Below are 14,027 nucleotides of genomic sequence, written 5' to 3' on the forward strand. Positions count from 1 at the left end.
GCAAGACACCCGTGCCAGGGCAGGTTTACGCAAGGGCGCTGTGAACCCATCCTTGGGCGCTACTTTTTCCATCCGTGGAAAAAGACCCTCGCTACAACCTGCCCTGACACTCAGCTACCGAGGAACAACCTAACTGTTTTCGCTGAGCTTTCTCAAAAAACCAACCACCTCACTTTCGGTGAGGCCTGTCTTAATCGGCGTGCTATCGGCACCGCCGTTAACAACAACATTAAATCGACCTGCTTGCCCGACCAAGCACACATCGGCAGGGGCGCGACGGGCGCAGCTTTTAGCGCAGCCGGATATATGCACCGCTCCTTCCACCCAGCCGCTTAGCTTCTCGGCAAGCGGCTGGGTGGCGACACTCGCTTGTTCGCAGGAGGGCGCGCCAGGGCAGGCATCCATCGCTAGCCGCGGGTCGCTATTATGGCGGATCAAGCCATCAACTGCAGGCAGTGTATCGCAATCCTTCAACAACAGCCGCCGCCAGGGGGTGACCTGCACCGCACTGATACTTGTTTGGGAGCCATTTGTCGGGGAGACCGACTCACGCAGCGTTTCAGCCGCCACTCGGCCAAAGGGAAGCCCCACCACCATGCCCTCGCCATGTTCGCCCAACGCCAGCTTCTCGCCGGGAGCTGCAGGAGCGGTATCGGCAGGCGCCCAATCGGGCAGCGGTACGGTATGCCGCCGCATACGGCCTGACGCCCAACCGCCGGTAGCCACGAACCAGTGGGTCAGGCGTATCAGTTGCTCGACGGCGGCCTCGGTATCGCTCACTGCCGTGCCTTGCGCGTAGCCATCGGCGCGTACCAGCAGGCTGCCTTCCGTTGAGCGTTCGATACGAAAATCGGCGGCGCTGTCGCCAAGCACCGGCGCTTTTCCCGCATCGATGGCGATGCCCACCTTGCCGGGCATGGCGGCTAATTCGCTGCCCCGCGCCTGCAACAAGCGGGCAATGGTATGGGTGTCATCGCCCTTTTGCCAGGCGGGTGCCAGCATCAGTTGCGGTTGGCGTTCTGCTTCCGGGTCGTCGCTCACCAGTTGATGCTCGACCAGAAACGCCATCAGCGGCGGCCAGCTTTCGTCGGTCACCCCTCGTAACTGCAGGTTGGCCCGGCTGGTTAGCTCGATCAAACCGCTGCCGTAGGTCTCGGCGGCGTCGCATAGTGCTAATACCTGTTCCCGCGAAAGCTCACCCAGCGGCGGGCGCACGCGTACCAACAGACCGTCGCCGGTGGCCATGGGTCGCCACGCGCCGGGGCACCAGCCTTTAATGCGTGGGCTGGGCGACATGACCATTAGTCTCTTTGGCTTCGTCTATTTCCAGCAGCAGATCCTGAAGCGCCTGGCCATGCTCGCCAGGGGCTTGCCACATGCCCCGCTGGGCGGCTTCGAGTAATCGTTCCGCCATCTCTTCCAGGGCGGCCGGGTTGTGTTCGCGGAGGAACTGCTGATTGGCTTTGTCGAGCACCAGAGCGTCACTCACCTGGGCGTACTGGTAGTCGGCAATCAGATCGGTGGTGGCGTCATAAGCGAAAAGGTAGTCCACCGTGGCGGCCATCTCAAAGGCGCCTTTATAGCCGTGCTCGCGCATGGCGTTGATCCATTTGGGGTTCAACACGCGCGAGCGAATCACCTTCGCCAGTTCTTCTTTCAGGGTGCGAATCTTGGGCATCGCGGGGTTGGCGTGGTCGGCGTGGTAAATCTCCGGCGCCTTCCCGCTTAGCGAGCGGGTGGCGTTGGCCATACCACCCTGGAAGGCGTAGTAGCTGTTGGAATCAAGAATATCGTGCTCGCGGTTATCCTGGTTTTGCATCACTGCATCCAGGCCCTGGAGCTGCTGCTCGAACGCCGCCCGCGCGGCGGTGCCAGAGGCCTTGAACTGACCGTAGGCGTAGGCGCCTGTCTCCATATAGGCCTCGGCCAAATCGTCGGCGCTGTCCCAGGCGCGGTTTTCAATCAGCCGGTTTAAGCCCGCACCATACTCGCCGGGCTTGCTGCCAAATATTCGGTAGCTCGCTTCCTGGGCAGCCATCTCGGGGCTTAGCCCCTGCTCTTCCAGTTCCTGCTGGCGGGAAAGCACCGCCTCACGGATGGTGTTGCTGTTGCCCGGCTCTGCATAGCTCGCCACCGCCTGCACGGCGGCGTCAAACAGGCGAATCACGTTGGGGAAGGCGTCGCGGAAAAACCCGGACACCCGCAGGGTGACGTCGACCCGTGGGCGATTGAGCAGCATTGAGGGAATGACTTCAAAGTCGCTCACCCGCTGGGAACCCAGCGACCAAATGGGCCGCACGCCCATCAGCGCTAAGGCCTGGGCGATGTCATCGCCGCCGGTGCGCATGGTGGCGGTGCCCCAGATGGAGAGCCCCAGCCGCCGCGGGTAGTCGCCATGATCCTGCAGATAGCGTTCGACAAACGCCTGGGCGGATTTTTCGCCCAGCGTCCAGGCGGCAGGTGATGGAATCGAGCGGTTATCGACGCTGAAAAAGTTGCGCCCGGTGGGCAGCGTATCCAGCCGCCCCCGGCTGGGTGCGCCGCTGGGCCCGGCGGGCACGAAGATGCCTTCAAGGCCGTCGAGCAGCGACTGAATCTCCATCTTCACGCCGCGCTGCATGGTGACCCACAGCTGGTCGCGGGCGTAGCGCAGCTGCGCTGCCGTAGCGGGGTAATCTCGGCCCAGGTCGTCCAGGCAGCCGTTTGCCAATACGTAGTCGGCCACCCAGCGCTCGGCCAGCAGTTCCAGGCGCTCGCGGGCATCCGCCCCGGTGCGCCAGGGGGTATCGAGCTGCTGGGTCAAAATAGCCGGTTCAAGCCCCTGCCAGGGCTCGCTAGCGGCGGCTAAGGGGTCAAAATCCAAGCCTAAATCGCTGGCCAGGTTGTGCAGCAGGCCGCGGCTGGCCACCGCTTCGCCCCGGGGGAGCCGCAACAGTGCCACCAAAGTGCCCGCCCGCTTATCTTCCGGCGGCAGCGTGCCAAGAATATGCAGGCCGTGACGAATCTGCGATTCCTTGATGTCGCACAGGAAAGTATCCAGCTCGTTGAGAAGCTCGGCATCGTCAGCGCTATTTTCATCAACGCCGTGAGCAAGCTCCTGGTCGATACCGGTATCACGCAGGTGGGCGAGGATCTGGCTGCGAATCAGCGCTTCCCGGCGGGGATCCATATCCAGCGCTTGGTAATATTCGTCGGTGAGCGCTTCAAGTTCGGCCATGGGGCCGTAGAGCTCGGCCCGCGCCAGCGGCGGCATCAGGTGGTCGATAATCACCGCCTGACTGCGCCGCTTGGCCTGGGCACCCTCACCGGGGTCATTGACGATAAACGGATAAAAGTGCGGCAGCGGCCCCAGAGCAATATCCGGCCAACAGTCGGCGCTCAAGGCGATGCTTTTGCCCGGCAGCCACTCCAGGTTGCCGTGCTTGCCCACGTGGATGACCGCATCCACCTGGTAGTGCGCGCGCAGCCAAAAATAAAACGCCAAGTAACTGTGCGGCGGCGCCAACTCCATATCGTGGTAGGACTGGGTGAGATCGTCGATAAAGTCGCGTTCCGGCTGGATACCCACGAAGGTCTCACCCAAACGCACACCCGCGATCATCAGTCGACCTTGGCGGCACTTGGGGTCTTCGTGAGGTGCGCCCCAACGCGTCCACACGGTTTCCTGCAGCTCGGTGGGCAGGGTTTGAAACCAGGCCAGGTAGTCATCAACGCTGATGCTCTGCCAGCAGGCGCGCTGGTCGAGGCTTCCGTGATCGTTGGTCACCACGCCCTGAAGCAGGCGGATCAATTCATCGCCATTTTCCGGCAGCTCGCTGAGCGGGTAACCCGCCTCTTTCAGGGCGCTTAGAATCTGCAGCGTCGACGCGGGGGTATCCAGCCCGACCCCGTTACCGATCCGGCCATCGCGATTGGGGTAGTTGGCCATGATCAGCGCGACACGCTTCTGCCCGTTGGGGGTCAGCCGCAGCGAACAAATGCGCCGCGCCAGCTCGGCCACAAAGGCGGCCCGCTCCGGGTGGATGACGTGGTGGGTCACCGCCAGTTGGCAGCGCGGGTTGTAGTGGGCTTCGGCTTTAAAACCCACCGCCCGAGTGATGATGCGGCCATCCATCTCGGGGAGCACCACCTGCATCGCCACATCGCGGCTATGCAGCCCGGCGGCCATGCCCTGCCAGTCTTCACTGGTGCTGCTGGCAAGAATCGCCTGGAGCACTACGGGTCGTCCGACAAACAGGTTGTCGGGTAATTCTTCCCCCAGGGCATCCAGCCCGTCGGCGTTGCGGTTGACCGCAAAGCTGGTGGTATTGATCACCAGCATGGCACCGGTCTGCTCAATCAGGTGGTTGATAAAATCAATGCACGGCCCCTCTTTCAGGGACGCCACGGCGACCGCCAACGGCTCAAGCCCTTGCTCTTTAAGCGCCGCCAGCAATCCGTCGGGTACGGCGGTATTCGCCCCCTGCAAATGACTGCGATAAAACAGCAGCAGACACACCGGCCGCCCCGGCACCTGGCGATCGCGCCACTCGCTGAGGCTTGACGCCTGCTGCTCCTGGGACGCATAAATCACTGCGGGCGGAATGACCTTGGGCTCCTGCCAGTCGCCCAGTTGGCTATCTATAAACTGGCTGTTCATATACTCATTGGCGACAAAACGCAGCAGCTGCTCGGCGTTATCGGTACCGCCCTCGCGTAGATAGCGCCATACGCGATATGCGTCATCGAAGGGGATGGTGGAGTCTTCAAGCAGCGCATCATCCGGGGCATCGCAGCCCGGCACAATTATCAGCTGGCGCTCGGGTTTAGCCGCCGCCCAGGCCAGCAGGCGTTCGTGGCCGTACTGCCAGTAGGCCTTGCCACCCAGCAGCGAGACGATGACCAGCTGAGCCTTTTCCAACACCCGATCTTCGTAGAGATCGTAGGCGGCCGGTTTTACCAGGTTCATCCAGTTAGCCAGCCGCACTGAGGGGTACGCCTCGCCCAGACGATCAACCGCCTGGGCCAGCGCCGACAGATTGCTATCGGCGGCGGAGAGTATCACGACCTCGGCGGGGCTCTGTTGCAAGTCGATAATGCCTTCATCATCGACAAAGCCTCCGGGCTTGGCGGCAAATAAGTGCATTAGGTAGCCGTTTGAACCTCTGCTTCAGCCAGCGCGTCACGTAGCGCTGCGCTATCCAGGTGTTTGCCAATAATCACTAATTGGGTTTGGCGGGTTTCGTCCTGAGCCCATAGCCGGTCGAAGTAGCCTTCCAGTCGCTCGCCCACCGCCTGGATGACCCGACGCATGGGCTTGCCGGGAATCGCTGCAAAGCCTTTGGCGCGGTAGATTTCGTGGCTTTTCAGCAGCTGTTGCAGCTTGTCGGCCAGGATGTCGCCATCGACTTCGCCCAGGGTGATCACGCAAGAATCAAAGTTATCGTGGGCGTGGTCGTGGTGAGCGCCTTCAGCGTGGTGCTTGTCGTGGTGATTGGTAATGCTATCGATGTTTTTTTCGCTTGCTGCACCGATGCCCATCAGCGCTTCCAACTGGGTGGTGTCGGTGGTCTGGGTCTGATCGATAAACAGCGTTTTCACCGAGGCACTCACCCGAGCCTGAATCACCGCTTCCACTCGGGCACGCTCTTCCGGGCTGAGCAGGTCGGCTTTGCTGACCAGCACCAGATCCGCCGCGCTGAGTTGGTCATCGAGCAGCTCGCGAAGACTGGGGTCGTGATCCAGGCTCTCGTCGGCGAGGCGCTGGGCTGCCACCTTATCGACGTCGCTGGCATAGCGCCCGGCGGCCACGGCGGGGCCGTCGATCACGGTAATAATCGCATCCACGGTGCAGTGCTGGCGAACGTCGGGCCAGTTGAACGCCTGCACCAGCGGTTTAGGCAGCGCCAGGCCGCTAGTTTCGATCAGGATGTGGTCGATATCATCGCGGCGGGCGACCAGCTTTTTCATCACCGGCAGAAACTCTTCTTCCACGGTGCAGCAGATACAGCCGTTGGCCAGTTCATAGATGCTGCCGTCTTCACCGTCTAGCTGCCCGCCTTCGCTACCCTCTTCACACCCCAGCGCACAGCTGCGCAGCAGGCTGGAGTCGATATCCTGTTCGCCGAACTCATTAACAATCACGGCGATCCGCTTGCCGGTGACTTGACGCAGAATATTGGCCAACAGCGTGGTTTTGCCGCTGCCCAGGAAACCGGTCACGACCGTGGCAGGAATTTTATTGAGTTGCATGAATGAACTCCTCACTTTCGAATTGCTGTTCGGCGGGTGCCGAGCTTGATAAAAACAAGCGGGCCACAGCGTCAGGATTATTAGGGAAAAACAGATGTAGATAGGTCGCCGTCAGGCGCTTTTGGCGGTAAATCGCCTCTCCCGGTGCGGGGTGGCGCTGGCGTCGGCCGTGGCCAATCGGCTCGGGGGTGCCTTCCGCCATGGAGCGGTGGTGCGCATGGCCGCGAACCGGGCCTTCCGGCAGCTCGGCGGTTTGCATCCCCTGGCATCCACGACGCCCGCGCATGGCCCCCTGCCCAGGCAGCAGGCCCAGCATGGTATGGGTAATATCGTCGTAGTCGGTCAGGGTTTCCAGGCAGTACAGCAGCCCGCCACACTCGGCCAGAATGGGCTTGTCGGCGCGGTAAAAAGCCTCAATAGCCGAACGCATGGCGCCGTTATCCGCCAGCGTTTCAGCGTGAAGCTCCGGGTAGCCACCGGGCAGCCACAGGGCGTCGCACTCGGGCAGGTGGCTATCCGTCAGCGGTGAAAAGAAGCGCAGCGTCGCGCCCATCTGCTCCAGCAGATCGAGGTTGGCTTGATAGACAAAGCTGAAGGCGGCGTCCCGGGCCACGCCAATGGTGTGGCCGTTGAGCAACGGCTTAGCGGCCGCAAGTTGTTCCTGGGGGGCGGTAAAGGTCACCGGTGAAAGCGCGGCGAGCGCATCCAGCAGCCCAGCGGCTTCCAGCGCTTTAGCACCCGCTTCGAAGCGGGCTTCCAGATCCTCGCGAATCTCCGCCGCCTGCACGAGGCCCAGGTGGCGCTCGGGGAGCGACAGTGCAGGGTCGCGGGGCATGGCGGCCAGCAAAGGAATCGTCGACGGCAGCGCGTCTTCGATCAGTTCGCGGTGGCGCTGCGAGCCGCAGGCATTGGCGATAAGCCCGGCGATATGGATGTCGTCGCGAAAGCCGACCAACCCCGAGACCAGCGCGGCGGCGGTTTGCGCCATGCCTTTTACATCCATGACGATCGCCATGGGAATATCGAACAGGGCCGCCAGATCGGCGCTGGAGGGTTCGCCGTCGAACAGCCCCATGGCGCCTTCCACCAGGATCAAGTCCGCTTCGCAGGCGGCGTCATAAAAGCGCTGGCGGCAGTAGGCCTCGCCTGCCATCCATAGATCCAGCTGATCCACCGGCTGGCCGGAGGCCTGGGCCAATATCTGTGGATCCAGGTAGTCCGGGCCGGTTTTGAACACCCGCACCACTTTGCCCTGGTTGCGCAGCAGGCGCGCCAGACCAGCCGTGACGGTGGTTTTGCCCTGGCCTGAGGCCGGGGCGGCGATAAACAGTGCGGGACAGCGAGCGGTTGGCGTCATCATCAGTATTCTATCCCCGCCTGGGCTTTGACGCCGCCGCGAAAGGCGTGGCGCTCGTCCTGAACGACGCTGATGGTATCGGCGATTTCCTGCAGCGGCGTGGCCATGGTGCGCCCGGTGATGATGACGTTCTGGTGCGCCGGGCGGCGCTTAAGCGCTTCCACCACCGGCTCGGGGTCGAGATAGCCGTACTTGAACATATAGCTCATCTCGTCCAGCACGATCATATGATAGGCGGGGTTCTCCAGCAGCCCTTTGGCGACGGCCCAGGCGGCCTCGGCGGCTTCGATATCCCGCTCGCGGTTCTGGGTCTCCCAGGTAAAGCCGTGGCCCATGATGTGCCAGTCAAGCTTGGAGTGATCGCGAAAGAACAGATACTCGCCGGTTTCGCGGCGGCCTTTGATGAACTGGATCACCGCGCACTGCTGGGCGTGCCCCAGTGAGCGCGCCATGGTGCCGAAAGCGGAGCTGCTTTTACCCTTGCCGTTGCCTTTGAGCAGAATCAGCACGCCGCGCTCTTCCGTCGCCTTGCTGATGCGCTCGTCGACCACGTCTTTTTTGCGCTGCATGCGATTGAGGTGGCTTGCGTCGCTCATGAGAGGTTCCCAGGTTGATGTACAGAGACTGCCATAGAGGGTTTGCCAAACGAGGCCGGCCAGTAACGGGCGCCCAACTGCTGGGCGATGCGTGCGCCCTGCCCGCGTTTGACTTTGGACTGTTCGGTGTCGATCAGCAGGCACTCCTCCAGCGGGGCGAGATCGTCAACGGTTTCTCGGGTGCGGCCATCAGTGATCAAATAGGTGCGCACCTTTAAGCCGGGCTCGCGGCGCTGCCACTGGCGGATCAGCCGCTTGGCCTCAATAATCGCTTCCCGCAGCGGGGTGCCGCCACCGCCTTTGGCGCTGTCTAGAGTGCTCCGCGCATTTTTGGGCGCTCGGCGGCGGGAGAGTATCGGCACCACGCCGCCGTTGCCAAATCCCAGCACCGCGACCTGCTCCCGTGCCGCGTAGGCTTGGCTGACCAGCGATTCGACCAGTCCCTTTGCCTGGCCTAACAGCCGTTGCCCCAGGGTGGAACCGGAAGTGTCCAGCAATACCAGGTGTGCCGTCGCCTGCCCGGCGCGGGACTTGCGCATCTTTAGCTCTCGCCAGGGCCACTGGCCGCGATTGGCGATCAGTGTCGCGAACCCGTCCAGCCGCGAGGTCTCAACTTGGGAGCGGCCACGCCCCTCCACCCCGCCTTTCCCCGCGCTAGCAGCGGTATGGGCACGCTTAGCCCGCTGAGCAAACTCATCGCTATCGGGCAGTTTCAGTGCTGGCTGGCTAATCGACGCTTGAGCCGTGGGAGGCATGGCGCCCCACTGGCCCTGTTCACCGCGCTGACTAGACGTCCCGCCGCTGGGTGCGTTATTAGCTGCCGACGACCCGCCCTCGCCTTGCGAAGGCGTTTGATTAGGCGGCGATGACGGCGGGCTTTGCTCTGGCTGTTGGGTACGCCGATGCGCCAGCACCCAAGGCTCGACGGTATCGATATCCTGCTGCTCCACGCCACCCACGCCACGCCAGGCAGCGTGGGCCTGTGCAGCACGGTGCCAGGTAACGTCTGCCCGTAAGCCTTCAACCCCGGCGGCCTCACAACGGTTGGCAATCGTTCGATACACCCAGGAGTCGGTGGTGATCTCTTTGAGCAAACGCTGGGCTTTAGCAATACGCTCGGCCAGGGCTGCCTGGGCATGTTCATAGTTTTGCAGCGTGCCAGCAGGATCGCGGTCAAAGGCCTCCCGCTGCTGCACGATAGCAATACGCTCGTCGATGCTGATGGCCCCCGCCTGCTCAAGACAGAGGCCAAAGCGATCAAGCAATTGTGGGCGCAACTCGCCCTCATCCGGGTTCATGGTACCGATTAAGCTAAAACGTGCCGGGTGGGAGTGGCTGATGCCATCGCGCTCAACGATATTGGTGCCGCTGGCGGCCACGTCCAGCAGCAAATCAACCAGGGTATCCGGCAGTAGATTGACTTCATCCACATAGAGCACCCCGCCGTCGGCTTTGGCGAGTAAGCCTTGATGAAAAGTCGCCTCACGCTCGGCCAGCACCTTTTGCAGATCCAAACTACCGACCAGCCTGTCTTCACTGGCGCCCAAGGGCAGAGTGACAAAAGGGGCACGCTGTCCTTCGCTATCGCTGGGCAGAATGGCGGCCAGCGCCCGAGCTAAGGTGGATTTCGCGCTGCCTCTTGGCCCACTAATCAGCACCCCGCCGATACGCGGATTAATGGCGTTCAGAAGCAGCGCGGTTTTTAGCGCCTCCTGGCCAACCACTGCCGCAAAGGGAAACTCACTCACCGGCACCTCCCGTGCTAGGCAAGCCCGCTAACCGATCACTAATAGCCAACTGATCCAGGGAGCGTGGGACTTGAATAAGATTCATGGTAACTAGCTGAGTGATAATAAAACCATTCATTAAGAAGTGGGAATTTAAAAAGCTTTTAGTATAGAGGAAGGCATGGCGGCGAGGCCAATCTGTTGCAAGTGGTTAACTTTGCGAAGGCATGTATCAGCTGACGCTAAGAATGACGCTGGATTTTTACACCTCTTCAAAATACAATGTTATAATATTGCAATTATAGCGAGATCTCATGAGATCCTTAGGCTTTGTGTTGTTCGCTATCCCCCTGACACCTAGAATGGCCAGTGTCGGTGTTCCCCTCGGAACTTAATAGAGAATCCGCCGCGGCTTGCCGCGAACCGGAACTGCCCCCGCAACTGTAGGCGGCGAGCGATGCTCTTTGATGCCACTGGACACAGCGTCTGGGAAGGCGAGCTAGCCATGACCCGTCAGTCAGGAGAACTGCCGATATATTACTTACATCGAGCGAAGTGGCTCGGTCAGTATTTTCTGCCCGAATGCGTAGCTCATCATGCACGGGAGTGTACATGATGTTGAGATTGACCACGGCCATCGCCGCGAGCGCTGTTGGCCTTGCACAGGCGGCTTACGCCTCCACTGACTACCCCCTTACGCTAACCAATTGCGGCGTTGACTTCAGTGTGACGTCCCCCCCGGAGCGAACGGTGACGGTTGGCCAGTCAGCCACGGAGATTCTCTATTCGCTGGGGCTCGCTGATCGAGTGAATGGCACCTCGGTTTGGTTTAATCCGGTTCTTCCCCAGTTTGCTGATGCCAATGAAGCGATCGAGCGGATCGCCAACGACGACCCGAGCTTCGAGGCCGTGGTCAATAAACGGCCTGATCTGGTGGCGGTGCAGTATGAGTGGCACGTGGGCCCCACCGGCAGTGTCGCCACCCGTGAGCAGTTTCATGAGCTGGGTATTAATACCTATATTATGCCCGCCGATTGCGACACCAAGGATAACTCGACCGGCGGCGATGGTACCCGCACTGCCGCTTTCTCGACGGATTCCATCTACAAAGGGATCACCGAGTTAGCCGAGATCTATGACGTTCAAGACGCTGGCGAGGCGCTGATAACCGACCTTGCCGCCCGCGAACAGCGCGCTATCGACTTGGCGAGCAGCCTTGATTTACCGGAAGACTTATCGGCGGCATTCTGGTTCTCATCGACAGACCTGGGGGTTAGCCCTTTCGTGGCGGGGCAACTGGGGGCACCGGGGTATATGATGGAAAAACTCGGCATTCGAAATGTCATCGAGTCTGACGAAGAGTGGCCCACGGTGGGCTGGGAAAGCATCGCCAGAGCCGATCCCGATGTGCTTGTTATCGCCAGTATGGATCGCCGCCGCTTTCCTGCCGACGACATTGAAGCAAAACGCGAGTTTTTACGCAGTGACCCGGTCACCCGGGAGATGAAAGCGGTTAAAAATAACCGTATCGTCGAGATGGACGCCCACGCCATGAGCGCCACCATGCGCACTATTTACGGCCTTGAAACACTTGCCGAGTCACTATCCAATATGTCGTTTAACGAATGAGCATAGCGCTAACGAGGGCTTCCTCCGCACACTTCGGGTTGCGCTGGCTATGGATAACGCCGCTCGTGCTTGTGACGGCACTGATCGCGGGCACCGCCATCGGCGAGACGCCGATTCCCGTGGATACCATTGTCAAAGTGCTCGCCAACCAGATGATAGGAACGGATTACCCGGTTGACCGAATCGACGCGGGCATTATCTGGAACTATCGACTCAGCCGCGCCGTGGTCGCCGCCTGTTGCGGCACCAGCTTGGCCCTGGCCGGGGTCGTGCTACAAGCACTTCTGCGCAACCCCCTGGCTGATCCTTACTTGATGGGCATTTCCGCCGGGGCTTCTACCGGGGCAGTCGCGGTGGCAGTCGCCGGACTGGGCGCAGGCGCTCTTTCGCTTTCTCTGGGTGCCTTTATCGGCGCCCTGCTCTCCTTTGGAATCGTGATCATGCTCGCCCATGCAGCCAACAGCGGTGTGGGTGGCGGGCGTGGCGTTCAGGCCGCGGGGGCGATTATTCTGGCAGGCATTGCAGGCTCGCAGCTTTTCAATGCGCTGACCGCTTTTATCATTACCAAGTCAGCGAGCGCCGAGCAGGCCCGGGGCATCATGTTCTGGCTGATGGGCAATCTTTCCGGGGTGCGGTGGGCCGATGTAACCCTGGCGGTGCCTGCCGCGCTATTCGGGCTGCTGGTTTGCCTGTGGCACCGGCGCTCCCTGGATGCATTTACCTTCGGTGCCGACAGCGCCGCCTCCATGGGCATCGCGGTGCGCCCAGTGCGAGGGATGCTGATTATCGCCATGGCGCTGGTCACGGCAGTCATGGTGTCTATTGTGGGGGCGATTGGCTTTGTGGGCTTGGTGATTCCCCACGCCATGCGTTTTATCGTGGGGAGCCGCCATACCCGCCTGGTGCCGGCAACCGCCCTGGCCGGCGCCGTGTTCCTGATCGGCTCGGATATTCTTTCCCGGGTGCTGGTTTCCGGCCAAGTACTCCCCATCGGGGTGATTACCTCACTGATCGGCGCGCCAGCGTTTGCGCTGATCCTGGTTCGCGGTAAGAGGTCTTAATGCGATTAACGACTGAACAGCTTGCTTGGTCGGTACACGGCACGCCACTGCTGACTGACGTCAATCTTACCGTCGAGCCCGGCCAAACCTTTGGCCTGGTGGGGCCGAACGGCTCGGGAAAAACCTCCCTGCTGCGCCTGCTGGCAGGCTTGAACAAACCCAAGTCTGGCCGGGTGCTGGTTGACCACCAGCCAATGCACACCCTCAAGCAACGGGCAATCGCCCAGTACATCGCCTTGGTGGAACAGCAGGCCGACACCACCGACCGGATTACCGTGCGTCAGGTGGTCTCGCTGGGCCGCACCCCCTTCCTTTCCGCGTTGCGGCCTTGGTCAACTGAAGATGATGCCATCGTGGCGCAAGCGCTGCGCGACGTCGATATGGCGCATATGACGGATCGGCTTTGGCATACCCTGTCGGGCGGCGAACGCCAGCGCGTGCATATTGCCCGGGCGTTGGCACAGCAGCCTAAAATCCTGCTGCTAGATGAACCCACCAATCATCTGGATATTCGCCACCAGCTGTCGATTCTAGAACTGGTCAGGCAACTACCGATCACGGTGGTTATCTCGCTACATGATCTTAACCAAGCCATGGAGTGTGACCGCATCGGCGTGATGGATAGCGGCCGCTTGATCGATAGCGGCCAGCCCCAAGACGTACTCACCGCCAACAGACTAGAGCAGACGTTTGGGGTACATGCGCGTGTGATTGACGACCCTGCCGATGGCAAGCAGATCATGCTTTTTCGGAGTGCGATTTAAGCTAGCGCCGGTGCCAAGCGCTACGGCGTCCATTCAGCGGAAAAGGTGCCAAACCACGCTGTGATCCGTGCCCATACTCCAAAGAAGTACGACGACGACAAGCAGTGCCTCCAGCACCAAAACGCCGATGCCCAGCGTCGTGGTAGACAGAATAAATCCCTGCTTATGGCTGATTCCCAGAAAGCTGGGCGTTCCCTTGTAGAGCAGATAGGTGCTATAGAGCAGACCGATCACCATACCCAGCACACAAAACCAGAAAGCCGGATAGAGCGCAAAAACGCCACACAGGAACATCGGTGTCGCAATATAACCTGCGAAGATAATACAGTCGCGGCGGCTAGGTCGGTTCTCAATTCGGCGAGCCATCCAATGGATCATACTGCCCACAATACCTACTGCCACTAGCATCAGCGCATAAAAAGCCACGCCTAAGGCAATGCCGTTGGCAAGAGAGACTTTATAGGTTTCCGAACCACCATAAGTCCAGCCTACCTGGGTGGTGCCTATCAGGGCACAGACAACAGGAACGGCAGCGAGCAACAGAACATGGTGAGCATAGAGATGACTGACAGACTCATGCTCCTCACTGATTTTATACCACTCCCGTTCAGGATGATGGAGGAGCCCCCAAACATGATTGACCATAACGACCTCCCGTTTTT

Annotated in this window: 10 protein-coding genes and 1 riboswitch; of the genes, 3 read left to right on the top strand and 7 right to left on the bottom strand. The window is 60.8% G+C overall.

The annotated features are described in order from the left end of the window. Window positions 1-129 precede the first annotated feature (129 nt). The 6 genes from KF947_RS02285 to KF947_RS02310 are packed head-to-tail and all read right to left on the bottom strand — an operon-like array spanning window position 130 to window position 9,932. Window positions 130-1,296, bottom strand: coding sequence for a cobalamin biosynthesis protein CobG (locus KF947_RS02285; protein ID WP_133732588.1), 1,167 nt, complete (start codon window positions 1,294-1,296; stop codon window positions 130-132). Beyond that, on the bottom strand, window positions 1,274-5,125 hold the full coding sequence (gene cobN / locus KF947_RS02290) for a cobaltochelatase subunit CobN (protein WP_227405335.1): 3,852 nt from the start codon (window positions 5,123-5,125) through the stop codon (window positions 1,274-1,276). Before cobN ends, KF947_RS02285 begins: the two co-directional genes overlap by 23 nt. After that, window positions 5,125-6,231: a cobalamin biosynthesis protein CobW gene (gene cobW / locus KF947_RS02295; RefSeq protein WP_227405336.1), complete on the bottom strand. Its 1,107-nt coding sequence runs from the start codon at window positions 6,229-6,231 to the stop codon at window positions 5,125-5,127. The genes cobN and cobW overlap by 1 nt, the downstream gene beginning before the upstream one ends. Continuing rightward, on the bottom strand, window positions 6,218-7,591 hold the full coding sequence (locus KF947_RS02300; RefSeq protein ID WP_227405337.1) for a cobyrinate a,c-diamide synthase: 1,374 nt from the start codon (window positions 7,589-7,591) through the stop codon (window positions 6,218-6,220). The genes cobW and KF947_RS02300 overlap by 14 nt, the downstream gene beginning before the upstream one ends. Continuing rightward, window positions 7,591-8,184, bottom strand: coding sequence for a cob(I)yrinic acid a,c-diamide adenosyltransferase (gene cobO, locus KF947_RS02305; protein WP_227405338.1), 594 nt, complete (start codon window positions 8,182-8,184; stop codon window positions 7,591-7,593). The genes KF947_RS02300 and cobO overlap by 1 nt, the downstream gene beginning before the upstream one ends. Then, window positions 8,181-9,932, bottom strand: coding sequence for an AAA family ATPase (locus KF947_RS02310; RefSeq protein WP_227405339.1), 1,752 nt, complete (start codon window positions 9,930-9,932; stop codon window positions 8,181-8,183). The genes cobO and KF947_RS02310 overlap by 4 nt, the downstream gene beginning before the upstream one ends. 335 nt (window positions 9,933-10,267) lie before the next feature. Beyond that, window positions 10,268-10,460: riboswitch (cobalamin riboswitch) on the top strand. Between the two features lie 63 nt (window positions 10,461-10,523). Between KF947_RS02310 and KF947_RS02315 the strand changes: the two genes are divergently transcribed. The 3 genes from KF947_RS02315 to KF947_RS02325 are packed head-to-tail and all read left to right on the top strand — an operon-like array spanning window position 10,524 to window position 13,365. Next, complete coding sequence (locus KF947_RS02315; RefSeq protein WP_227405340.1) at window positions 10,524-11,540, top strand: ABC transporter substrate-binding protein; 1,017 nt, start codon at window positions 10,524-10,526, stop codon at window positions 11,538-11,540. Further along, on the top strand, window positions 11,537-12,601 hold the full coding sequence (locus KF947_RS02320) for a FecCD family ABC transporter permease (RefSeq protein ID WP_133732595.1): 1,065 nt from the start codon (window positions 11,537-11,539) through the stop codon (window positions 12,599-12,601). The genes KF947_RS02315 and KF947_RS02320 overlap by 4 nt, the downstream gene beginning before the upstream one ends. Further along, window positions 12,601-13,365, top strand: a complete 765-nt coding sequence (locus tag KF947_RS02325) for an ABC transporter ATP-binding protein (protein ID WP_133732596.1) — start codon at window positions 12,601-12,603, stop codon at window positions 13,363-13,365. The genes KF947_RS02320 and KF947_RS02325 overlap by 1 nt, the downstream gene beginning before the upstream one ends. 33 nt (window positions 13,366-13,398) lie before the next feature. On the opposite strand, the gene KF947_RS02330 is transcribed toward KF947_RS02325, so the two are convergent. Continuing rightward, the gene (locus tag KF947_RS02330; protein ID WP_133732597.1) at window positions 13,399-14,010 is read right to left on the bottom strand and encodes a Yip1 family protein; all 612 of its coding nucleotides are present in this window, start codon (window positions 14,008-14,010) and stop codon (window positions 13,399-13,401) included. Between the last annotated feature and the right edge of the window lie 17 nt (window positions 14,011-14,027).

The organism is Halomonas sp. FeN2 (assembly GCF_020595105.1).
GTDB classification, from domain to species: domain Bacteria; phylum Pseudomonadota; class Gammaproteobacteria; order Pseudomonadales; family Halomonadaceae; genus Vreelandella; species Vreelandella neptunia.